13 protein-coding genes are annotated in these 13,935 nt (G+C 66.2%); 8 read left to right on the forward strand and 5 right to left on the reverse strand.

The genetic code is table 11. From position 1 onward, the window contains the following. Window positions 1-148 precede the first annotated feature (148 nt). From EH231_RS31740 to EH231_RS31750, 3 genes are read right to left on the reverse strand one after another with little or no spacing between them, the layout of a single operon-like run. Window positions 149-937, reverse strand: coding sequence for an ABC transporter ATP-binding protein (locus tag EH231_RS31740; protein WP_090429180.1), 789 nt, complete (start codon window positions 935-937; stop codon window positions 149-151). Beyond that, complete coding sequence (locus EH231_RS31745; protein WP_090429182.1) at window positions 921-1,958, reverse strand: taurine ABC transporter substrate-binding protein; 1,038 nt, start codon at window positions 1,956-1,958, stop codon at window positions 921-923. Before EH231_RS31745 ends, EH231_RS31740 begins: the two co-directional genes overlap by 17 nt. Beyond that, window positions 1,955-2,818, reverse strand: a complete 864-nt coding sequence (locus EH231_RS31750) for an ABC transporter permease (protein ID WP_124714026.1) — start codon at window positions 2,816-2,818, stop codon at window positions 1,955-1,957. Before EH231_RS31750 ends, EH231_RS31745 begins: the two co-directional genes overlap by 4 nt. A gap of 189 nt (window positions 2,819-3,007) precedes the next feature. Here EH231_RS31750 and EH231_RS31755 point away from each other — a divergent pair, with 189 nt between their 5' ends. Genes EH231_RS31755 through EH231_RS31765 form a run of 3 tightly spaced genes read left to right on the forward strand, consistent with a single transcriptional unit; the run spans window position 3,008 to window position 6,355 of the window. Further along, window positions 3,008-3,715, forward strand: coding sequence for a TetR/AcrR family transcriptional regulator (locus EH231_RS31755; RefSeq protein WP_234927348.1), 708 nt, complete (start codon window positions 3,008-3,010; stop codon window positions 3,713-3,715). Further along, window positions 3,712-4,569, forward strand: coding sequence for a 3-hydroxyacyl-CoA dehydrogenase (locus tag EH231_RS31760; protein WP_090429186.1), 858 nt, complete (start codon window positions 3,712-3,714; stop codon window positions 4,567-4,569). The genes EH231_RS31755 and EH231_RS31760 overlap by 4 nt, the downstream gene beginning before the upstream one ends. A 16-nt stretch (window positions 4,570-4,585) precedes the next feature. Then, a complete protein-coding gene (locus tag EH231_RS31765; protein WP_124714027.1) occupies window positions 4,586-6,355 on the forward strand; it encodes an oleate hydratase in 1,770 nt (589 codons plus the stop codon). A gap of 13 nt (window positions 6,356-6,368) precedes the next feature. Here EH231_RS31765 and EH231_RS31770 read toward each other — a convergent pair whose 3' ends face one another. Both EH231_RS31770 and EH231_RS31775 read right to left on the reverse strand, forming a co-directional pair. Then, entirely contained in the window at window positions 6,369-6,983 is a 615-nt protein-coding gene (locus EH231_RS31770; RefSeq protein WP_164481102.1) for a DUF3159 domain-containing protein, read from the reverse strand. A 56-nt stretch (window positions 6,984-7,039) separates the two neighbouring features. Continuing rightward, the gene (locus tag EH231_RS31775) at window positions 7,040-8,353 is read right to left on the reverse strand and encodes a cytochrome P450 (protein WP_124714028.1); all 1,314 of its coding nucleotides are present in this window, start codon (window positions 8,351-8,353) and stop codon (window positions 7,040-7,042) included. A gap of 123 nt (window positions 8,354-8,476) precedes the next feature. On the opposite strand from EH231_RS31775, the gene EH231_RS31780 reads away from it, so the two are divergent. From EH231_RS31780 to EH231_RS31800, 5 genes are all read left to right on the forward strand, one after another. Further along, window positions 8,477-9,139, forward strand: a complete 663-nt coding sequence (locus EH231_RS31780; protein WP_090429192.1) for a TetR/AcrR family transcriptional regulator — start codon at window positions 8,477-8,479, stop codon at window positions 9,137-9,139. Continuing rightward, window positions 9,136-10,152 carry a magnesium transporter CorA family protein gene (locus EH231_RS31785; protein WP_090429195.1) on the forward strand — a complete coding sequence of 339 codons (1,017 nt, stop codon included), beginning with the start codon at window positions 9,136-9,138 and terminating at the stop codon, window positions 10,150-10,152. The genes EH231_RS31780 and EH231_RS31785 overlap by 4 nt, the downstream gene beginning before the upstream one ends. 201 nt (window positions 10,153-10,353) lie before the next feature. Further along, window positions 10,354-11,880 carry a Re/Si-specific NAD(P)(+) transhydrogenase subunit alpha gene (locus EH231_RS31790; RefSeq protein WP_124714029.1) on the forward strand — a complete coding sequence of 509 codons (1,527 nt, stop codon included), beginning with the start codon at window positions 10,354-10,356 and terminating at the stop codon, window positions 11,878-11,880. A gap of 35 nt (window positions 11,881-11,915) precedes the next feature. Continuing rightward, window positions 11,916-13,355 (forward strand): Re/Si-specific NAD(P)(+) transhydrogenase subunit beta, encoded by a 1,440-nt coding sequence (gene pntB, locus EH231_RS31795; RefSeq protein ID WP_090429201.1) that lies wholly within the window; start codon window positions 11,916-11,918, stop codon window positions 13,353-13,355. Between the two features lie 101 nt (window positions 13,356-13,456). After that, window positions 13,457-13,840, forward strand: coding sequence for a RidA family protein (locus EH231_RS31800; RefSeq protein ID WP_090429204.1), 384 nt, complete (start codon window positions 13,457-13,459; stop codon window positions 13,838-13,840). Window positions 13,841-13,935: the final 95 nt, after the last annotated feature.

A 13,935-nucleotide genomic window follows, 5' to 3' on the forward strand; every position in this document is an offset into this window, starting at 1 on the left:
CCCGTGAGGGTTTACGACCATGGCGTCACTTTGGGCGCGTAGGGCTACGCCGCTGCAGTCCAACTCGCGGCTACGCCGCTCCAGTCCAACTCGCGGCTACGCCACTCCAGTCCAACTCGCGGCTACGCCACTCCAGTCCAACTCGCGGCTACGCCGCGGCGAGCTTCACGGCCTCACTCACATCCGTCCGCAACTTCAAGTACTCCGGCGAGCGGCGCAGTTCGTGCGCGTCGACACCGGCACGCGGCAGTTCCACCGGCAGGTCCAGGGCGATCTTCCCGGGCCGCCGGGTCAGCACCACGATCCGTGACCCCAGGAACGCGGCCTCGTCGGCACTGTGCGTCACGAAAACCGTTGTGCGGCCGGACTCCGCACTCACCTGGCGGACATCCTCCTGCAGCCGTTCACGGGTGAGCGCATCCAACGCCGCGAACGGCTCGTCCAACAGGAACAGCGGGGTCTCGGCGGCCAGCGCCCGCGCGATCGCGACGCGCTGCTGCTGCCCGCCGCTGATCTCCCAGATCCTGCGTTTGGCAGTGCCTTCCAGGCCCACGCGCTCCAGCAGTTCCTCGCGCCTCTCGGCCCGCCGCTCACGAGGCACGTTGGCGTACTTGAGCGCCAGGTCCACGTTGCCGCCGACGGTGCGCCAGGGAAACAGCCGCGGCTGCTGGAAGACCACGCCCGAGGTGACCCCGGGCGTCGGGCGGGAACCGGACACCTCGACCTCGCCCTCGGACGGGGTCTCGAAGCCGGCGATCAGACGCAGCAGTGTGCTCTTGCCGCACCCCGATGCCCCCACCAGGACCAGGAACGAGCCGGGTTCGACGTCGAGATCCACCGGGCCGAGCGCGGTCACCTCCTCAGAGCCGCGCCCATAACGATGGGCGACGTTGCGGATCTTCAGCGCGCCGGAGGCGTCACTACTTGACGATGACATCCGGCAACCCCTTCGTATAGATCGCGTCCTTGAAGGTCTGCAGCGGCGCGGCCTCGGGGATCTGCTTCTGATCGGCCAGGAACTGCGACGCGCTCTGCAGATTGGCGGCGATGTTGCCCGGTGCGCCGTCACTACCCAGCCACTCGGGGGAGGCCACCTCAGCAGGCGTCAGGTAGACACCCTGCTTCAGTTGCCCGGCAACATCTTCCGGGCTGAGCCCGACCTCGGCCGCGATCGCCTTGGCCGCGGCCTGCGGGTCATCTTTGATGACGTTCAGCGCGCGGGCCTGCTGCTTGCGCCAGATGTCGACCACCTCTGGATGCGCGGTGGAGAACTCGTCGGACACCGCGGCAAGATCCAGCGTGGGCTTGCCGTCCTTGGCCAACTGCCGGCTGGTGATCAGATCCTTGCCGGTCTTACGGAGTTGGTCCAGCGTGGGCAGCCAGCTGTAGGCCGCGGCGATGTCGCCGCGCTCCCAGGCCGCGAGAATGGCCTGCGGCTGCAGGTCGATCAGCTGAACATCACTGGGAGACAGCCCATTCTGAGCCAGCGCGGCCAGCAGGCTGTAGTGCGCGGTGGACGCGAACGGGGTGGCGATCCGCTTGCCCCGCAGGTCGGCGATCGAGTTGACGCCGGCGCCGTCACGGGCCACCAGGGCCTCGTTGTCACCGGCCACGTCGAGCACGAACGCCACCTTGTACGGAATGTTCAGCGGGGCCGACAAACCGCGGGCCACCGGACTCGAGCCCAGCGCACCGAAGTCCAGTTCCTTGGCGATGAACGCGGTGTTGACGTCGGCCCCGGAATCGAACTTGGTCCACTTGATGTTGTAGTCGGGCAGCGCCTCTTCGAGCCACTTGTTGTTCTTGACGATCAGGTCCCCACTCGGAAAGGACTGGTAGCCAAGGCGAATGGTGGGCTTCTCGGAGCTTCCCCCGGAGTGGTCGACCGCGCAGGCCGACAGCCCGAACGTCGCGGCGGCCACTGCCACCGACGCGGCGAACAGCGCCTTGATTCTCATATTTTTCCTCTCCAGGGAACAGCGCGCCGCTCCACGGCACGCAAGCCTCCATCGATCACCAGGCCGGAGATCCCGATGGCGAAGATCCCCACCAATACGACCGGTGTGTTGTTGTAATTGCTTGCGTCCTTGACCAATCCGCCGATGCCGGGGATGCCGTTGAACAGTTCGGCGGCCACCACCGACGAATACGCCATGCCGACCGCCAGCCGGATTCCGGTGAAGGTCTCCGGCAGCGCCGAGGGCACCACGACGTCACGGATGACCTGCGCCCGACTGGCCCCCAGCGCCCGGGCCGCCTCCTGCAGTCCGACGGGTGCGGCGACGACGGCCGCGGTGGTGGCCACGGCGGCCGGCGGCAGGGCCGCCAGCGCAAGCAGCGTGATCTTGGGCGCCTCGTCGATGCCCAGCCAGATCACCAGCAGGAAGAAGTACGCCAGCGGCGGCAGGGCACGCAGGAACGTCAGCCACGGCTCGAGCACGCTGCGCAGCCATCCGACCGAACCCATGAGCAGGCCGAGTGCGACGCCGACGACCACGCCGATGACCACACCGGCCAGGACACGGCGCAGCGTCATGTAGAGGTGTTCGTAGAGCAGATACCCCGCGTAGCCGCGGGCCCCGTCATGCGTGGTGGATACGTCGACGAACGCGCGCCAGACCGTCGACGGATAGGGAACGAACGTCTGATTCCAAATCTCGGCCCAGGCAACGGCCTGCCATACCGCGAAGAACACCACGACCGACAGCAGCGGCAATGCGGACCTGGTCAGCAGGGTGCGCCAGCGGTTCGACGGCGCAACGGGACGTGGCGGGCCGGCTTCGGCCTCGCTGGGAACGATGTCGACGAACACAGACACTGTGGGCAGCTTTCTGTTGCTGAAGGCAGGAGGTGGCGATTGGCTTCAGCGACAACAGCAACCGGGCAGCGTTCCGTTCACCCGGGTATTGCTACCGGCGGGCGCGGCCGCGGTGAAGGTCTGAAATCGAGGTGAGTTTATTTGCCACCCGAAGTTGACGCTCTGAAGCGTTAGTGAGTACGCTCATTAATGAGCACACTCATTAGCGAGGTGAACACGATGCCCGAGGCGACCCGACAGCGGACCGGGCGGTCGACAGGCCGACGGACCCGCAACATGCACGACAAGCAACAGCGGATCTTCGCCGCAGCGCGTTCACTCTTCGAGGCGCACGGGTTCGAGGCGGTCACCGTGGCTCAGATCGCCGACACCGCCGATGTCGCCGCCGGCACCTTGTTCAGGTACGCGTCATCGAAAGCCGAGCTCCTGCTGATGGTCTACAACGACCAGTTCCGGCAGGCGATCGAGACCGGTATGCGCAACGCGGCCGATATCGACGATCCGAGCGCCGCTGTGTTCGCGATGGTGGCACCCGTCATCACCGAGGCCGCACGTCAGCCGGACAACGCGACGGCTTACCAACGCGAATTGCTGTTCGGCGCCCCCACCGAGCGTTTCCGCGCCGAAGGCCTCGCGCACGTCAAAAGGCTCGAAGATGCGATCGCCGCCCGCCTGACGCACTGCCGTGCAGCGGATCCGGCCACCGACACCGAGTTGCAGGCCAACGCCGACCGCGCCGCCAGAAGCGTCTTCGCGGCCCTGCATCTGCTGGTGGTCCAGCCGTCGACCGGCATGAAGTGGGGCGCCGACGGTGCTCACGAACTGCTCCAGCAGATCAACCAGATCGTGCTGGGGTTCCTGGCATCCACAACACCACGAGAAGGAGAAACATCGTGACCGACTCCATCAAGACGGTGACCGTGCTCGGCACCGGAGTGCTCGGTTCCCAGATCGCGTTCCAGTCCGCGTTCAAGGGCTTCACCGTCACGGCCTACGACATCAACGACAAGGTTCTCGAGACGGCCAAGGACCGCTTCCAGAAGCTGGCCGAAACCTACGCCAACGAGGTACCCGATGCCCGTGACGGCAAGGCCCAGGAAGCACTGAACCGGCTCACACTCACCTCCGATCTCGCCGCGGCCGTGGCCGACGCCGACCTGGTCATCGAGGCGATCCCCGAGATCCTCGATCTCAAGCGGGAGACCTACCAGAAGCTCGGTGAACTCGCGCCGGCCAAGACGATCTTCGCCACCAATTCCTCGACACTGCTGCCCAGTGACCTCAAGGATTCCACCGGCCGGCCCGACAAGTTTCTGGCGCTGCACTTCGCAAACCGTGTGTGGCAGTTCAACACCGCCGAGATCATGGGGACCACCGACACCGACCCGGCTGTTTTCGCCGAGGTGGTCGAGTTCGCCAAGGCCATCGGCATGGTGCCCATCGAACTGCACAAGGAGAAGGCCGGCTACGTCCTCAACTCCCTCCTGGTGCCGTTCCTCAACGCCGCCGCCGAACTGGCCGCCGGCGGCTACGCCGACCCCAGCGCCGTCGACGACACCTGGCGGATCGCCACCGGCGCACCCGTCGGCCCGTTCCAGATCTACGACATCATCGGCCTGACCACGCCGTACAACATCATGGCCAACGGCGATGCCGAGGATCAGAAGCTCGCCGCATGGCTCAAAGAGAACTACATCGACAAAGGCAAGCTGGGCCTCGCCACCGGCGAGGGCTTCTACAAGTACAACTGAGGAGAAAGTGGGCGAGATGTATTACAGCAGTGGTAATTACGAAGCATTTGCACGTCCCCGCAAACCCGAGGGCGTAGAAGACAAGACCGCCTGGTTCGTGGGCGCCGGCCTGGCGTCGATGTCGTCGGCGGTGTTCATGATCCGCGACGGTCAACTCCCCGGCGACAAGATCACCATCCTGGAGCGGCTGAAGCTGCCCGGCGGCGCGCTGGACGGCATCAAGGAACCCGAGAAGGGCTTCGTGATCCGCGGCGGGCGTGAGATGGAAGACCACATGGAATGCCTGTGGGACCTGTTCCGGACCATTCCCTCGCTCGAGATCGAGGGCGCCAGCGTGCTCGACGAGTTCTACTGGCTCAACAAGGACGACCCCAACTACAGCCTGTGCCGGGCCACCGAGAACCGCGGCCAGGACACCCACACCGACAACAAGTTCGGGCTCAACGCCAAGGCGCAGAAGGACATCGTCAAGGTGTTCCTCGCGACACGCGAAGAGCTGGAGAACAAGCGCATCAACGAGGTCTTCGGGAAAGACTTCCTGGACAGCAACTTCTGGCTGTACTGGCGCACCATGTTCGCGTTCGAAGAGTGGCACAGCGCGCTGGAGATGAAGCTGTACATCCACCGCTTCATCCACCACATCAAGGGCCTGCCGGATCTGTCGGCGCTGAAGTTCACGAAATACAACCAGTACGAGTCGCTCGTGCTGCCGATGTACAGATGGCTCCTGGATCAGGGGGTGACCTTCCACTTCGACACCGAGGTCACCGACATCGACTTCGACATCACCGCGGATCGCAAGCAGGCCACCAGGATCCACTGGATCAAGGACGGTGAGCCGGGTGGTGTCGACCTCGGCCCGAACGACCTGGTGCTCACCACCATCGGCTCACTGACCGAGAACTCCGACGACGGCAACCACCACACTGCCGCCAAGCTCAACACCGGTCCCGCGCCCGCCTGGGATCTGTGGCGCCGCATCGCGGCGAAGGATCCGTCGTTCGGGCGCCCCGACGTCTTCGGCGCCCACATCCCCGAGACGAAGTGGGAATCGGCCACCGTGACCACCCTGGATCACCGCATCCCCGAGTACATCCAGAAGATCTGCAAGCGGGATCCGTTCTCCGGCAAGGTGGTTACCGGTGGCATCGTGACGGCTCGGGACTCGAAGTGGCTGATGAGCTGGACCGTCAACCGGCAGCCGCATTTCAAGCAGCAGCCCTCCGACCAGATCGTGGTCTGGGTGTACGGGTTGTTCGTCGACACCCCGGGCGATTACGTGAAGAAGTCGCTCAGCGAGTGCACCGGCGAGGAGATCACCCAGGAGTGGCTGTACCACCTGGGTGTGCCGGAAGCCGACATCCCCGAACTGGCCGCCGATGCCGCCAAGACCGTGCCCGTGATGATGCCGTACGTGACGGCGTTCTTCATGCCACGGCAAGCAGGCGATCGTCCCGCCGTCGTCCCGGAGGGCGCGGTGAACTTCGCGTTCATCGGTCAATTCGCCGAGACCACCCGCGACTGCATCTTCACCACCGAGTACTCGGTGCGGACCGGGATGGAGGCGGCCTATCAGCTGCTGGGTATCGAGCGCGGGGTGCCCGAGGTGTTCAACTCCACCTACGACGTCCGCAAACTGATCGCCGGAACGGTGCATCTGCGCGACGGCAAAGAGGTCGACCTGCCCGTCCCGGAGATCATCCGCAAGCGCGTGATCGGCAAGGTCACCGACAACGAGATCGGTGAACTGCTGGCCGAGTACGGGTTGATCGCCGGCAACGGCTGACGATGGGCTTCGCTCAGGTCGCTGAGCGGGCCAGCGCCCGGATCGCGTACCGGGCGCTGAGCAGGACCAGCGTGGTGGTGACGACGAACAATGGCCAGCCCATCGCCAGCCGCGCCACCGCGAGCAGGCTGTCCTGACCCGTGTCGTAGAGGTAGTTCTGCACGAGGAACCGCGACCAGGACACGGCTGCCAGGACCGCGGTGACGATGTTGAAGACCCGCCGCACCCCGGGAACCTGTCGCCAGGTGCCGTCGCGGCCCGTCGCCCAGGCCCAGATGACGCCGACGAGCGGGCGCCTGACGAAGATCGAGGCGGTCATGACGATGGCCGAGGCCAGGGACATCCAGATCCCCGGGAGATAGAAGTCCTTGGCCTGGCCGGTCACCAGGGCCAGCAGCGCGCAGCCCGCCACCCCGACGAATCCCCACACCGCGGGCCGGACCGATTCGCGGCGCAGCAGTTGCCAGCCGAGCACGACGGCCGCCGTCGCCAGCGCGGCGATGATCGCGGGCACCCGCCCCGAGAGAGCCGAGACCGTCGCGTACACGGTCACCGGCAGCGCCGAGTAGACCATGCCGCTGACACCGCCGACGCGCGCCATCAGTCCGTCGAGTGGGGAATCCGTCATGGGAAGTGTGGGCCTCGCGTTCAAGATCTGGCAGGTCCCCACCGAGAGTACCCAGATCAGTAGACCAGACCGGCCGGCTCCGTGCGCCTGGTCCCCAGCAGGGCCGGCAGCTTCACATATCCGTGCAGATTGACCAGCCCTCTCGGGCGGGGAGTCTCGGTCAGTCGCAGGTCGGGGTAGGCCTCGAACAGCGCACGCAGGGCGGTGGCGCCTTCGATGCGGGCCAGCGCGGCGCCCAGGCAGACGTGGATGCCCGACGCAAAGGCCAGGTGGTCACGGGCGTTGGGGCGGGTGATGTCGAAGCGCGTCGGCTCGGTGAATACCCGCGGATCCCGGTTGGCGCCGCCCAACAGAACCGCGACCATGGTTCCGGCGGGCAGCAGCTGCCCGGCCATCTCGACGTCGCACCGCGCGGTGCGCGCGGTCATCTGCACCGGGCTTTCGATGCGCAGGATCTCTTCGACCGCGGCGGGCCACAGGTCCGGGTTGTCGCGCAGCAGGGCGAGTTGATCGGGGTGCTGCTGCAGCAGCACGATCCCGTTGCCGATGAGGTTGACGGTGGTTTCGAAGCCGGCGCCGATGAGAAGCGCTGCGTTGGCGGCGAGTTCGTGGTCGGTCAGCGTGTGGTCGGCGGCCATCTTGGTGAACGGGTTGTCCTCCGCGGCTCCGGCGCGGACCTTGTCGAAAAGGTCGGCGAGGAATCCGTCGAGACCACGCATCCCGTCGATGCCACGACGGTAGGTCCGCCACGGGATCCCGACATCGAGCAGCGGCGCCCCGTCGTGACCCCACTCGAGCAGTTGCGCATGGGATTCGCCGGACAGCCCGAGGATCTCGGCGATCATGGCGACCGGAAGGACGGCGGCGAAGTCCGCGATCAGATCGGGGTGGGACGCGCCGGCGAGCCGACCGATGAGTTCCGCGGTCACCTCGGCCACCCTGGCGTCGAGCTTGTCGATCGCGCGCGGGGTGAAACTCTGCGCCACCAGCTGCCGGTATTGCGTGTGCGCCGGCGGGTCGACGATGACCATCGCCGGCGGCTCCACCGGATTGGCCACTTTCGGGTCGGTCCGGTCCAGCAGCTTCTGAACCGGTTTCGGCATCCCCATCCCAGTCGGCGGGGTGACGCCGAACCGCTTGTCCCGCAGGATTTCCCGAGCGACCTCGTGGTCGACGGTGACCCAGACGAACGGGGTCTTCACCAGTGGGCCGCGTCGACGGATCTGCTCCATCAGCGGATACGGGTCGATGCCTTTGCCGTGGCTGGAGATGAGCGCGCCCATCGGATTGCCCGTGCGGCCTTGAAACGACATGAACGCCTTCGGTACGGCATGCAGCGCCATCCAGCGGGTCCACAATCCGATGCTCATAACGCCCTCCCTCGTCGGCACGGACAACTATGGTGAGACGGTGAGACGGTGATACGTTCATTGTCTCGCTAGTCTCGATGGTTAGGCTACGGCCATCGGGACCGACGGGCAAGGAGGGATTCCGTGACTTCCACGCGAACAGCGGACTTCGTGCGGCGCCTCGCCGAACCGGATCCCGCGGTGCTGGCCCGCGTGCGCGAGCCCGACCCGATCAGCACCCGGATCCTGTCCGCGACGCTCCAGCAGGCGGAACTGGTCGGAATCCGGCGTACGACGATGGAGGACGTGGCCCGCCGCAGCGGTGTCGGCCGCGCCACGCTCTACCGGCGGTTTCCGACCAAGGACGCCCTCATCGACGCCCTCGTGCTGTCCGAGGCTCGCCGCTACCTGGAGGGCAGCGCGCAGGCCCGGGCCCACGCCGAAACCCTGGAAGACCGACTCGTCTATGGCACCGTCTTCACGGTGACCTTCCTGCGGGACCACGCCCTGCTCAAGAAGCTCCTGCGCACCGAACCCGAGACGATCCTGCCCAGCCTCACCGTCGATGCCGGGGCCATCATCGATTTCGCCACGGAGTACTCGGCCGCACAGCTGCGCACCGACCTGTACGGGACGACCGAAACCACTCCGGCACAGGAACGCCACATCCGCACCGTCGCCGAGCTGCACACCCGACTTACGTTGTCGTTCATCGTCACTCCGCACACCGGCATCAAACTGACCAGCCTGCAAGACACCCGCGACTACGTGCGCACCTACCTGCTGCCGATGGTGGCCGCCTCGTGAGGCAGGTGCAGGGACGAGTGTGGCGCAACGGACAGCCGGTCGACGGCGGCTTCAAGTTCACGGACATCTCGGACTGCCTGACCGACGAGGACACCCTGGTGTGGGCCGACATCTACGACCCCGACCACGAGGCACTTCGCGAACTGGCCACCGAGCTCGGGCTCAACATGTGGGCGGTCGAGGACGCCGTCGCACCCAAGGAACGCACGAAAACCTCGGTGTACCACACCCATACGTTCTTCACGGTGTACGCCGTGGACACCCGGGAGCCGGAGCCGGACGCCACCCCCGACACGTCACTGTTGATCAAACATCGCATCTCGGCCTTCGTCCTGCCGCGGGGCCTGATCACCGTCCGACTGCCGAGCTACAACGGTGAGGCCACCGAGTTCGACATCAGCAAGGTGTCGCGCCGCTTCGACGACCTCGGCGGCCAGCGGTACGGCGTCGGCTCGCTGGTCCACGCGCTGCTCGATGTCGTGGTCGACGGGCACTTCGAGGCCGTCGAGGCGCTCGACGATGCCATCGAAGGGCTCGAGGACGAGTTGTTCGCCGACGGCGGTCCACGTCGCGGCCTGCAACGGCGCACCTTCCAGCTGCGCAAGGACCTGGTCGAACTGCGCCGCGTGGTGCTGCCCATGCGCGAGGTGGTCAGCACCATCCAGCACCGCAGGATGGACTCGTCCACCTCGCCCGACCTGGACCCGCTCTACGCCGACCTGTACGACCACGTGCTGCGGGCTTCGGAGTGGACCGAATCCCTGCGCGACATGGTCACCACGGTGTTCGAGACCAACCTGTCCCTGCAGGACGCCCGGCTCAACACGGTGATGAAGAAACTCAGCGGCTGGGCCGCCATCATCGCGGTGCCGACCGCCATCACGGGTTTCTACGGCCAGAACGTGCTGTACCCCGGGATCAATACTGCAGTGGGGTTCATCGCCAGCAGCATTTTGATCGTTGTGCTGGTCGTCCTGTTGTACGTGATGTTCAAACGCCGGGACTGGTTGTGAGCGGTTGACCAGGAGGTCCACCGCCGGCCGGTGATATCCCCCGTTTGTGTGATCTTCCTGGTTAGACGCAACGCATCTGCGCAGGTCAAGGGCAAAGCCACACCCTGAGCACACCGCTTATCGACATGGGGGGTCCTCACCTATTCCACATGCAATGCGACACTCTTCCATGCCCAACCAACTAGATCGGACCGAAAATCGATGATCATCGGGATACCGCGCGAGTCCCTGACTGGTGAAACGCGCGTCGCCGCCACGCCGCAGACTGTCGGACAGATTATCAAGCTCGGCTATGAGGTAGTCGTAGAAACCGGCGCCGGCGCTGCCTCGAGTTTCTCCGATGCTGCCTACCTCGACGCCGGTGCCGAGATCGGCCAGGCGTGGGACGCCGACGTCGTGCTGAAGGTCAATGCACCCGATGATGCCGAGATCGGCAAGCTGCGCGACGGCGCGACCCTCGTCAGCCTGATCTCCCCCGGGCTCAAGCCCGAGCTGGTCGAGAAGCTGTCCACCCGCCCGATCACGGTGCTGGCGATGGACGCGGTGCCGCGTATCTCCCGGGCCCAGTCGTTGGACGTGCTGTCATCGATGGCCAACATCGCCGGCTACCGCGCCGTGGTCGAGGCCGCCCACAGCTTCGGCCGGTTCTTCACCGGCCAGGTGACCGCGGCGGGCAAGGTGCCCCCGGCCAAGGTGCTCGTGGTCGGTGCCGGTGTCGCCGGCCTGGCTGCCATCGGCGCGGCAGGCAGCCTCGGCGCGATCGTGCGGGCCACCGACCCGCGGCCCGAGGTGGCCGATCAGGTCGCCTCCCTCGGCGGCGAGTACCTGTCCGTCGCGAACGAGAACGCCGAAGTCTCGGCCACCGGCTACGCCAAAGAGATGGACGACGACTACAAGGCCCGCGAGGCGCAGCTGTACGCCGAGCAGTGCAAGGACGTCGACATCATCGTCACGACCGCGCTGATTCCCGGCAGGCCCGCGCCGCGCATCATCACCGCCGAGATGGTCGCCTCGATGAAGGCCGGCAGCGTCATCGTCGACATGGCCGCGGCCAACGGCGGCAACGTCGAGGGCACGGTCAAGGACCAGGCGATCATCACCGACAACGGTGTGACCATCATCGGCTACACCGACCTGGCCGGCCGCCTGCCCGCCCAGGCCTCCCAGCTGTACGGCACCAACCTGGTCAACCTGCTCAAACTGCTGACCCCGGAGAAGGACGGCAAGGTCGTCCTCGACTGGGACGACGTGGTGCAGCGCTCGATGACCGTGGTGCGCGACGGCGAGACCACCTGGCCCCCGCCGCCGGTACAGGTCTCGGCTGCCCCGGCCGCTCAGCCCGCCGCGGCTGCCCCGGTGGTCAAAGAAGAGAAGAAGCCGATGTCGACCGGACGCCGTCTCGGCGTCACCTTCGCCGCGGCGGCCGCGATCTTCGCCCTGATCGCGATGTCACCGGCAGCGCTGCAGGTCCACCTGACCGTGTTCGCACTGGCGATCGTGATCGGCTACTACGTGATCGGCAATGTGCACCACGCGCTGCACACCCCGCTGATGTCGGTGACCAACGCGATCTCCGGAATCATCGTGGTGGGCGCCCTGCTGCAGATCGGCCACGGCGACATCGCCATCACGTCGCTGGCCTTCGTGGCCATCCTGCTGGCCAGCATCAACGTATTCGGCGGCTTCGCGGTGACGCGTCGCATGCTCGCGATGTTCTCCCGCAGCTAGACGCTGCCCACCCCAGAAACTTTGGAACGGATTCCATGTTCACCCTAGAAAACGTTGCCTCGGCCGCCTACGTCGTCGCGGCCCTGCTGTTCATCCTGGCCCTGGCCGGACTGTCCAAACACGAAACGTCGCGGGCCGGAAACACCTTCGGCATCACCGGCATGGCGGTCGCCCTGATCGCCACCATCGCGCTGGCGTTCGAGCGCAAGATCGAGCCGCTGGGCCTGGCCCTGCTGATCGGCGCGATGATCGTCGGCGCCGCGATCGGCCTGTGGCGCGCCAAGGTCGTCGAGATGACCGGCATGCCCGAACTGATCGCGCTGCTGCACAGCTTCGTCGGTCTGGCCGCGGTACTCGTCGGCTGGAACGGTTACCTGCACGTCGAGAACAACCTCGGCGGCGAGGAAGCCGTGAAGCTGGTCGGCGAGAAGATGCTCGGCATCCACTCGGCCGAGGTGTTCATCGGTGTCTTCATCGGTGCCGTCACCTTCACCGGCTCGATCGTGGCCAACCTCAAGCTGTCGGCACGCATCAAGTCCGCGCCGCTGATGCTGCCCGGCAAGAACTTCCTCAACATCGGTGCGCTGGTCGTGTTCGCCGCGCTGACCGTGTGGTTCGTCATCGAGCCGCACCTGTGGCTGCTCATCGTGGTGACCGTGCTCGCGCTGCTGCTCGGCTGGCACCTGGTGGCCTCGATCGGCGGTGGCGACATGCCCGTCGTGGTGTCGATGCTCAACAGCTACTCGGGCTGGGCCGCGGCCGCCTCCGGCTTCCTGCTCGGCAACGATCTGCTGATCATCACCGGCGCCCTCGTCGGCTCCTCCGGTGCCTACCTGTCCTACATCATGTGCAAGGCGATGAACCGGTCGTTCATCTCCGTGATCGCCGGTGGTTTCGGCATCGAGGCCGGGCCCGCCGAGGACAAGGACTACGGCGAGCACCGCGAGATCAACGCCGAGGGTGCGGCCGAACTGCTCAGCCACGCCGACTCGGTCATCATCACGCCCGGCTACGGCATGGCCGTGGCCCAGGCCCAGTACGGTGTCGCCGACCTGACCCGCAAGCTGCGTGAGCGCGGCGTCAACGTCCGCTTCGGCATCCACCCCGTCGCGGGCCGCCTGCCCGGCCACATGAACGTGCTGCTGGCCGAGGCCAAGGTGCCCTACGACATCGTGCTCGAGATGGACGAGATCAACGACGACTTCGACGGCACCTCCGTCGTGCTCGTCATCGGCGCCAACGACACGGTGAACCCGGCCGCGGCCGAGGATCCGAGCAGCCCGATCGCCGGCATGCCGGTGCTCACGGTGTGGAACGCCGACCACGTCATCGTGTTCAAGCGGTCCATGGCCTCGGGCTACGCCGGCGTGCAGAACCCGCTGTTCTTCCGGGAGAACACCCAGATGCTGTTCGGCGACGCCCGCGACCGCGTCAACGACATCCTCGCGGCGCTGCCCGTCGCGGAGCGCGTCTAGTCCTCCTGTCGAGAGGACGCGACAGCCCCCTGTTCCTTCGGGAAAGGGGGCTTTCGCGTTTTCACGGTAGGCCCGCAACTTCACTGAGCCAGGAGCCCAGTATGAAAATAGTTGTCCCGCAGTGGATGCAGTCGATGTACGACGACCACCACTTCGCACCGGCGGTCGTCGACGGCGATCACCTGCGCTGTTCGGGGATGATCGGGATCCGCCCCGATATGAGCGTCGCCGAGGACCCGCGGGCACAGTTCACGCAGGCCTTCGAGAACCTGCGCGGGCTGCTCGCGGAGGCCGGGCTGACCTTCGCCGACGTCACCGACATCACCAGCTACCACGTCGGCCTGCAACGGCATGTGCAGGTGTTCGGTGAGGTCAAGGACGAGTTCGTGCCCGCACCGTACCCGGCCTGGACCGCGGTCGGCGTCACCGAGCTGGCGGTGCCGGGCGCGCTGGTCGAGATCCAGATCGTCGCGCGGATGCGTTGATCCGGCCGCGCCACACGTCTGTTTGTGGACACTGTGACGAACGTGTAGGAAAACGTTGCCAATCGGCGGATCTCCCGCCACAGGGTGCACATTCG

Origin of the sequence: Mycolicibacterium nivoides, assembly GCF_003855255.1 — a bacterium.
Classification (GTDB): domain Bacteria; phylum Actinomycetota; class Actinomycetes; order Mycobacteriales; family Mycobacteriaceae; genus Mycobacterium; species Mycobacterium nivoides.

Bases quoted from the DNA above. Each gene is read 5' to 3' on its own strand.
- EH231_RS31800 (WP_090429204.1), top strand. From the start codon at position 13,457: ATGAAAATAGTTGTCCCGCAGTGGATGCAGTCGATGTACGACGACCAC.
- EH231_RS31770 (WP_164481102.1), bottom strand. From the start codon at position 6,983: ATGACGGATTCCCCACTCGACGGACTGATGGCGCGCGTCGGCGGTGTC.
- EH231_RS31765 (WP_124714027.1), top strand. From the start codon at position 4,586: ATGTATTACAGCAGTGGTAATTACGAAGCATTTGCACGTCCCCGCAAA.
- EH231_RS31790 (WP_124714029.1), top strand. From the start codon at position 10,354: ATGATCATCGGGATACCGCGCGAGTCCCTGACTGGTGAAACGCGCGTC.
- EH231_RS31745 (WP_090429182.1), bottom strand. From the start codon at position 1,958: ATGAGAATCAAGGCGCTGTTCGCCGCGTCGGTGGCAGTGGCCGCCGCG.
- EH231_RS31740 (WP_090429180.1), bottom strand. From the start codon at position 937: ATGTCATCGTCAAGTAGTGACGCCTCCGGCGCGCTGAAGATCCGCAAC.
- EH231_RS31755 (WP_234927348.1), top strand. From the start codon at position 3,008: ATGAGCACACTCATTAGCGAGGTGAACACGATGCCCGAGGCGACCCGA.
- pntB (WP_090429201.1), top strand. From the start codon at position 11,916: ATGTTCACCCTAGAAAACGTTGCCTCGGCCGCCTACGTCGTCGCGGCC.
- EH231_RS31775 (WP_124714028.1), bottom strand. From the start codon at position 8,353: ATGAGCATCGGATTGTGGACCCGCTGGATGGCGCTGCATGCCGTACCG.